General features: G+C 26.5%; 9 protein-coding genes and 1 other RNA gene. 2 read left to right on the top strand and 8 right to left on the bottom strand.

Annotated features, from left to right (window positions below; genetic code table 4):
- Window positions 1-60: 60 nt before the first annotated feature.
- The 5 genes from EHU54_RS03305 to EHU54_RS03285 all read right to left on the bottom strand — a co-directional run bounded on the left by EHU54_RS03305 (window position 61) and on the right by EHU54_RS03285 (window position 4,415).
- Window positions 61-378, bottom strand: coding sequence for an alpha/beta hydrolase (locus EHU54_RS03305; RefSeq protein ID WP_400248926.1), 318 nt, complete (start codon window positions 376-378; stop codon window positions 61-63).
- A 201-nt stretch (window positions 379-579) separates the two neighbouring features.
- Window positions 580-2,487 carry an ABC transporter ATP-binding protein gene (locus EHU54_RS03300; protein WP_400248924.1) on the bottom strand — a complete coding sequence of 636 codons (1,908 nt, stop codon included), beginning with the start codon at window positions 2,485-2,487 and terminating at the stop codon, window positions 580-582.
- Between the two features lie 103 nt (window positions 2,488-2,590).
- Window positions 2,591-3,517, bottom strand: a complete 927-nt coding sequence (locus EHU54_RS03295) for a hypothetical protein (RefSeq protein ID WP_400248923.1) — start codon at window positions 3,515-3,517, stop codon at window positions 2,591-2,593.
- A gap of 145 nt (window positions 3,518-3,662) precedes the next feature.
- Window positions 3,663-4,042, bottom strand: an RNA gene (gene rnpB, locus EHU54_RS03290) — RNase P RNA component class B.
- A gap of 46 nt (window positions 4,043-4,088) precedes the next feature.
- The gene (locus EHU54_RS03285; RefSeq protein WP_400248922.1) at window positions 4,089-4,415 is read right to left on the bottom strand and encodes a DivIVA domain-containing protein; all 327 of its coding nucleotides are present in this window, start codon (window positions 4,413-4,415) and stop codon (window positions 4,089-4,091) included.
- 69 nt (window positions 4,416-4,484) lie between these two features.
- On the opposite strand from EHU54_RS03285, the gene EHU54_RS03280 reads away from it, so the two are divergent.
- Complete coding sequence (locus EHU54_RS03280; RefSeq protein ID WP_400248921.1) at window positions 4,485-4,994, top strand: Holliday junction resolvase RecU; 510 nt, start codon at window positions 4,485-4,487, stop codon at window positions 4,992-4,994.
- Here EHU54_RS03280 and EHU54_RS03275 read toward each other — a convergent pair.
- Complete coding sequence (locus tag EHU54_RS03275) at window positions 4,969-5,529, bottom strand: DnaD family protein (protein WP_400248920.1); 561 nt, start codon at window positions 5,527-5,529, stop codon at window positions 4,969-4,971. The genes EHU54_RS03280 and EHU54_RS03275 overlap by 26 nt on opposite strands.
- 23 nt (window positions 5,530-5,552) lie before the next feature.
- Entirely contained in the window at window positions 5,553-5,837 is a 285-nt protein-coding gene (locus EHU54_RS03270; protein ID WP_400248919.1) for an HU family DNA-binding protein, read from the bottom strand.
- Between the two features lie 220 nt (window positions 5,838-6,057).
- On the opposite strand from EHU54_RS03270, the gene EHU54_RS03265 reads away from it, so the two are divergent.
- Window positions 6,058-6,888 carry a Pr6Pr family membrane protein gene (locus tag EHU54_RS03265; protein WP_400248918.1) on the top strand — a complete coding sequence of 277 codons (831 nt, stop codon included), beginning with the start codon at window positions 6,058-6,060 and terminating at the stop codon, window positions 6,886-6,888.
- Between the two features lie 245 nt (window positions 6,889-7,133).
- Here the strand turns inward: EHU54_RS03265 and EHU54_RS03260 are convergent, their stop codons facing one another.
- Window positions 7,134-7,493, bottom strand: a complete 360-nt coding sequence (locus EHU54_RS03260) for a hypothetical protein (RefSeq protein ID WP_400248917.1) — start codon at window positions 7,491-7,493, stop codon at window positions 7,134-7,136.
- Window positions 7,494-7,912: the final 419 nt, after the last annotated feature.

Genomic DNA, 7,912 nt, shown 5'->3' with positions numbered 1-7,912 from the left:
TTTTAGATTCCTATAATTTCTATTTTAAATATATTTTATAGGAATTTTAAAATAACTAGGTTATGCAAGAAGTCTAATATAAGTTGTTACTTCATATAAGTCATCAATAATTTTTTCTCACCCTTCTTCTTCGGCAAAGAAACCAAGATCTTCGGAAGACAGAGCTGTTTTTCCATGCCCACGATGATCTTCAGCAATGACAACATAATCATTTGCTACTAAAAATTTAGCAAAATAATCATAACGAAAAGCATGCTCTGCACTACCATGAACTAGTTGAACAATCCCCTTAATGTTTTTATCATTATCAGGTTTCCATTCATACATATCTAATTCAACACCATCCCGTAAGGTATGTTTCCATTCTCTAAATTTCATTTTCATCATCCTTTCAATTTAACATAAAAATAGTTTTTTACTCTTACAATATTATCCTTCCTAATTAATGTATAAGTAAATTATACAATAAATTTCTATAAACATTTGAATAACTCAATCCTCACTCTAAAAATATTAGCTAATCTATTATAAATAAATTTATGATTTGCAAATAAAAAAGTGTTTAAAATAAACACTTTTTTATTTGCCTTGATTACCAGCACAATGAAGGTCACGGAATGGACCATCAACTGCAATTAACTCATCATACTTACCATTTTGAATAATTCCTTGCCCTTTTCCTAAGACAAAAATTTGATCAACATTTTTAATTGTACTTAATCGGTGCGCAATTGAAATTGTTGTTTTACCAACCATAATTTTTTCTAACTCAGCTTGAATTTCTTTTTCCACAATATTATCTAAAGCACTTGTTGCTTCATCTAAGATTAAAATTTGTGGGTTCTTTAAAATCATTCGGGCAATAACTAGGCGTTGCTTTTGTCCACCTGATAACATAAACCCTCGTTCTCCTAAAATAGTATTATAACCATCTTTTCAACCCATTACTAAATCATGCAGGTTGGCTTTTTTACAAGCTTCAACTACTTCTTCATCTGTTGCATTAAACATTCCATATTTAACATTATAAATTACATCCCCAAATAAAATTTTTGGTTCTTGTTCAACATAACCAACATGTGTTAAATAACTTGCTAAATTTAATTTTTTTAGATTAGTGTTATTAACAATAACTTCCCCACTCGTTGGATCATAGAAACGTAATAATAATTTTGAAATTGTTGATTTACCACTTCCAGTTTCTCCAACGAAAGCATAACTTTTTCCTTTTTTAAATGTAACTGTTGTTTTAGGTAAAATAATAACACCTGGTTTTTCAGGGTATTCAAAAACAATATCTTTTAAAATAATATCACCTTTAACTTCTTGTATCTCAGGCGCATTACGGTTTGGATCAATGGTTGTATCAACACGAATTAATTGAATAATTCGTTTTGTTGAAGCTGTTGCACGTGCTAATCCTGGAACTAATCCAGTTAAAGTTCAAATTGGAAATGCCAAAGTATTAACCCCTATAATAAAGGCTGGCAAAATTTTCATAATACGATTAGTATGTTCTGCCCCTTTATTACCATATAAAATAATACTTGCTAAAATAACAATCACTGTTAAACTTAATGCACATAAAATAATAATTGTTGTCATTCGTGCTTGAATACGATTTAAACGACGATTAACACGGTAATATTCTTTATGAATTTGTTCAAAACGAACACGTTCATATTCTTCTGTGCCTGTTGCTTTAATTAGCGCAATTGATGCAATTCGATCGGTCACATCTCCATTAACATCTGTAATTTTAGCACGAACATTTTCTGTTTCTGATGCTTGTGAACGGAAAGTTACTGCGACAGCAACCATAAATAATGCTGTTGATCCTAAACAAATCAATGCTAATTTTCAATCAATATTTAATAATGAAATTGCACTACCAATAAATATAATTGGAATACTAATTAAGTTAGCTGGGGTTAATTGTGATTCATCCCCAATAACTTGTGTATCATTAATTAATTTAGTCATTGTTTCTCCAATTTTTTTATCAGAATAATAACCAATGTTTAAATTAACTAAATTATTTAATACCGCATTACGAACATCAATTTCAATATTCCGCCCTAGCATTCCACCTACTCGTTCACGAATATTTGTTGTAATTACGGCAATTAATAAATCAACACCAATGATAATTAATCATATATATCATCGTAAGCCTGTTGTGACTGAACTTGGATCATCTCCAAATTCAAATAAAATTTCACTCATTAATTGGTTAATTAAAAAAGTCATTATAACAATTGAAGTTGAACTTAGTACTAATGCAAATAAAATTGTAAATGAACGTAATAAATAACGACGGTAATAAATTGCAACTAACTTAAAAAAACCAATTCGAGGTGCCTTGATTCGTTTCATCATTTCTAATGGCGTTTCTTGTTTACGAGCTTGATTTTTTTCATGTAATTCATTGTAATCTAAATTCTTTTCAATTTTATTAATATCAATTAATTCTTTAATTTTCCCCATAACCTCACCTCATTTCTTAAAAAATGCGAGCTTAATATTTGCTCTCTTATCAATGTATTATATCAAAAAAAAATAAAACTTTTTTAAAATTTTAAAAAAGTTTTTATACATATATTCCATATCGATCAACTAATTGTCTTGTTCGTTGTTCTAATAATAAAAATAAAGTAGCGTTTATAATATATTTAGCGGTAAAAATTCCAAAGAAAATTCCGATAAAAATTAAAGTATGTTGTCATGACTCAAAAATAGATGCCATCCCACTATTATCGTGGTCATGATCATGGCCAGCATGCGCAACAGTAACTTGATTAGACCAATCAATCGGATTACTTATTATATTCTCTGTCGGATCTAATATCTTCAAGCTATCGTGTAGAACATGAGCATGGTCAGCATCTGGATGCGTATGACCCATATTTACTAAAATCTTTGCAACAATTAAAAATGAAATTGCTTCAATTAAAGCACATACTGGCACTATAATAGTAAATGCCAAGATTTTTTTCCCTCATTTAATATTAACAATTTTATGATGATGGTCATGCACTTTTTTAACATAATGATATTCATGAATAGTATGGTCAGCAACATTTTCTGGAACAGTAATTTTATGACAAGCATTAAATAAAATATAGTAAACAAATCAAGTTACGAACACAACTAAGATATTAGAAATCATAAAGAATGCCATTTCAAGTCAAGTATGATGCCCATCAATTAAATTATGAATTCAAGGTAATGCAATTCCTTCTAATAAAGCAAATCCTAATCCAACAATTGCAATTGAATAAATAATTACTAAAGTATCAAAAAATCGTAAACCAAATGTTGCCCCCCAAGGAGTTGGAACACTAAAAACCTCTAGTAAACTTAATCCAACGGCCATCGCTAAAAAAATCGCAGAAGCAGCAATTTTAAACGTAATTGACCTCTGATTATATAATTCCTTATGAAAAACTGACTTTTTAATCCGCGTTCAAATCTTATCATTTTGCACTGTTAAAATATCGTTAGTATTTTTTTTCATTTCTTTTTTCCTTTCTTATTTATAAAAATTATAATTTATTTTTATAAAAAGTCAAGTTAAATTATTAGTTTTATAAAAATAAATTATAACTACCTAAACAAAAATAAAAATAGATTAATATCTATTTTTATTAGTAAAGTTACAACATCATAACCCACGTTCTGTTTTTTATTTTCTGAAATAAAATACTAGTTATTTATCTATCAATTATTAAATTGATCCCCTTGTTTTTTCTGCTTCAAAACAAGAAGTTCCCTTACCAAAATTTAGGTTTCTCGCTTGTGGGGTTTACCCGTTCCATTTTTTAAATTTCTTTAAAAACTCGTTTCTGTGGCACTTTTATAGAAAAAACTCCATATTATTTAATAATAACTTAATAATAACGTAGGATTTTTTTCAGCCGTCATAAGTAACCTTATGCCTAATTTTATGAATTAAATTAGCACAAACACTACAATCATCACAGATTGTGCGAGCGTGGAGTTTCCTCTATTAACAGGATGTTAATAGCAACTAGTTCTGTTATAACTCATGTATATTATACTATATCTTAGAAATTAATTAAATAAATCTAATCGTTATTTATTTTTCCTTCTAAGTTATGAATACGCTTTATTAAATCCGCTTTTGAAAAACCTTCTTCTTCTAAGCGGGCTTTTTGAGCTTTTGTTTCATCAAGCTGAGCTCTTAAAACATCATTTTTATCTTGCAAATCATTTAATTGTTGACGCAAGTACTTGATTTCCTTATTAAAGTCATTTGTAATTCCTTCAAAAACTCGATAATCTGTCGCAACCATATCTAAGAATGTATCAACTTCATTTGGATCATAGCCTTGATAATCAACTTGTAATTCCTTATTAATAATATCCGTTGCTCGTAATTTAATTGTTTTCATTTTTTACACCTCATTTGCAAGGAACAAACTTCCTTTTTTGATAATTAATTATTGAAGGAGGAAACAAAAATGTATCTACCCAATAATCGTGACATGTTTTTAGAATCTTTACTTAATTATACTATTCAAAAATATTTTGATAATAATACTGGTCTTTTTTTTAAACGACCAGTAAATATTACCCCGCTTGAAAAACAACAGCATTTAATCACAAAAAGTTATTTTAAAACAAAAACTGGATATGATTATTATGGACTTTATCAAGGTTATTATATTGAATTTGAAGCAAAAGAAAGTACTCAACAAAAATTTAATTTAAACAATCTTAAGACCCATCAATTACAACAATTAGCATCAGTTCATAATCATCATGGCATTAGTTTTATTATTATTTATTTTCATTATTATGATCGTTATTTTATTTTATCATATCAAAAATTAATAGAGTGAATAAAATTAATGCCAACAAAACAAATACCACTTTCATATTTTATTGAAAATGGCCATGAACTTTTTTTAGTTTTTCCTAATTTCCTTGATTTCGAACCAATTCTTAATCAATTAATCAATTATATTTAGTTAATGATTTTGGTTTATTTTTAAGATAATTATCAATAAACTTCAGTAATTCTTTAAAAGTTAGTTTTGCATTTTGATGATTATTAATAATTAGGGTTAATTGAAAATCAGAAATTTTATTTTCTAAATAAGTATTTAAAGTTGCTTTTTCGTGTTCATTTAAAGGATACTGTAAAATTTGATTTACTTGTTCAAATAAAATCTTTTTTTCAACATTTAATTCTAGGTTTTCAATTGCAATAATGATCTTATTAAAAATTGGGGATAAATCCATTTCTAAAACACCTTTTTTCATTTTAATATCAATAAAACCAGCTTGTTTCAAATGATCTAACATCTTTTTTGCTTGAGCCTCACTAAAATTAGAATGATTTGCAATTTCTAATGGCGTAATAAACCTTTTATCAGAAGAAGAACAGTTCATAATCAACATGATTAATATTAACTGTTTTTCTGACAAATTTATTAATTTATAATGACTTAACAAAAAACGCCACTTATTAATACTTCCTTTGTTAAATAAACTATTTAACATAACAATTAAATCTTTCCTAATTGTTAATTATTGTTTAAATCAGTTTTTAATTGTTTACCTGCTTTAAATTTAGCTGATTTAGAAGCTGGGATTTTAATTGTTTCTCCTGTTGATGGATTTCTTCCATCTCTTGCTGCTCTTTCAGTTACAGAAAATTTCCCAAATCCTGCAATTGAAACTTCTTTTCCAGCAACTAAAGCATTTTTAATATGATCAAAAACAAAATTTGTAATTTCTTCTGCGTGTGTTTTTGATAACACATCAGTAAATTTTTCGGCAATTTGTGCTGCTAGTTCTTTTTTTGACATAATTACACCTCTTCTAATAAACCTTGTATAAATTTAGGTTTATATTATCTTACCCAATTTTTATAAAAATGTATACCTTTTTAAACAAAAACATTATTTTAATAAAGTTTTCTGCTTTGATAAAGCATTTTTTAAAATAATCAATGTTACAATATTATAGTAGTAATGCAGGATATTAAATTACTACAAAAAACTAAAAAACAAGGAGAAATAGTTATCAATGATTTTAAAAATAAAATTAGCTTGAAAGCAAATTTATAAACTATTTTTTGCAATAATTGGCCTTGCTATTTTAGGATGAGCGTTCATTAATGGAATTTTAAATCAAAATGATATTATGAACCGTTATAATGGCGATTACACCGTATATACATTAGATTTTTTTACAACTTTTACATGCTTTTCAAACCTAGGAATCTTATTCTGATTCTTAATTAGTGGAATTCGTCATCATCAAGAAAATAAAAATAAAATTCAATTATACCCAGTTGCACTAGCAGCAGCTTGTTATATTACAATTACTTTTATTATTTACAATTGTTTATTACTACCAACACAACCTTTACCATGCAGCGCGATAGGATGAATTACAACAGTTATTGACCATATGACAAATCCAATTGCATTTGTTATTTACATCTTATTTTTTATGGAAAATAAACAAGAAATTAACTTAAAACAATTTTTTAGAAAAAACTTTTGAAAATATTTACTTGTCCTATTAGCATATTGCGCTTATGCAATGATTAGAGGAGAATTACGTCGTTTGTCTGGTAACCATTTTACTTGACCAGGCAATGAACCAGAGGTTATTGAAAACCGATGATACCCCTATTTCTTTTTAAATATCCACACTCCTTTTTTAGGAATTCCAGGATATGTATGATTTTTCATTGTTTTTTTTGCCATTTTGGGAATCCTAATTGGTAGTATGTGTTTATATAATTATTGTAATAATAAAATTATTAAAACAAAATTTTACCAAACATTGCAAGAAATAAGTATTAACAAAAACCATCATAATAGAAATTATTATGATGATAAACTATAAACATTGTTTATAGTTTTTTCTTTGCCCTTCATATTATAGTTTACATTATAGTTTACATATTGATTATATTTTTCTTTTAATAAAAAATCTTTAGACAGGTATTTAATAATTATAAGCATTTTAGTATTGATGAACGTGTTATATTAAGTCAGTTATTAATATCAAAACTATTTTACATAAAATTAATCGTTTTTATAGTGCAAAGTATATTTGTCTGTAAGTATTATGCAAAATTACATATAAAATTATATATTATATAATTTAATTCCTTTTCCAATTCCTTGTCATGCTCCGCCATAAACATAAGAGCCTGTAACACTTATTCAATGATATGATAAAATTTGAATATAAAAATTATTATTTTCATAATATCAAGTTAAAGCAAATTCTTGGACTGCTTTTAAATATGGAAAACCTGGTGATTGGAAGCTTTGCACTATAAAACGATTTTCATTGTTAATATAATGAGGAACATCATAATCTGGATCAATAATTTTTGCATTAATTATTTTTTTGTTTACTTCACTGCCATTGAAATAAGATAGTTTTGTTCCATAATAATAAATATGCTTCTTCCCCTCAGCTAATTTTTGAAAAAAAATCACTTTTTTCACCTAAAAACATAATTTTTTTATAATTAATCGGATTATTTGTTCCAAGATTAAATGTATGAGATAAGTGTCAACCATCGCTTTCTATATATCAATCATTAAAAATAATTTTATTTTTTTTATTATTTTCATTATAGTAAAGTTTTATTTCTGTTTTGAATGTTGCTCTTTTTTTTGTTCAGATGATGAACTAAAAGCTGTTACTTTTGGTATACTTACTCCACTAATTGTTAATGCAGTTAATAAATTTAAAATTTTTTTCATTTTAAATTCACCCATCTTTCTGTCTTAATTTAAAGTAAGACAACATTAGACTTCTTGCATAACCTATTAAAATAATTGTAAATATTTTTAAAAAGATACTAATAGCAAATTATAATTTTAATTAATTATGTCTTTTATTTAAAAATTTA

This window comes from Spiroplasma sp. ald, assembly GCF_044714355.1.
GTDB classification, from domain to species: Bacteria; Bacillota_I; Bacilli_A; order Mycoplasmatales; family Mycoplasmataceae; genus Spiroplasma; species Spiroplasma phoeniceum.
Note: the sequence above shows the minus strand (reverse complement) of the source record. Positions and strands in the feature narration are given on the sequence as shown.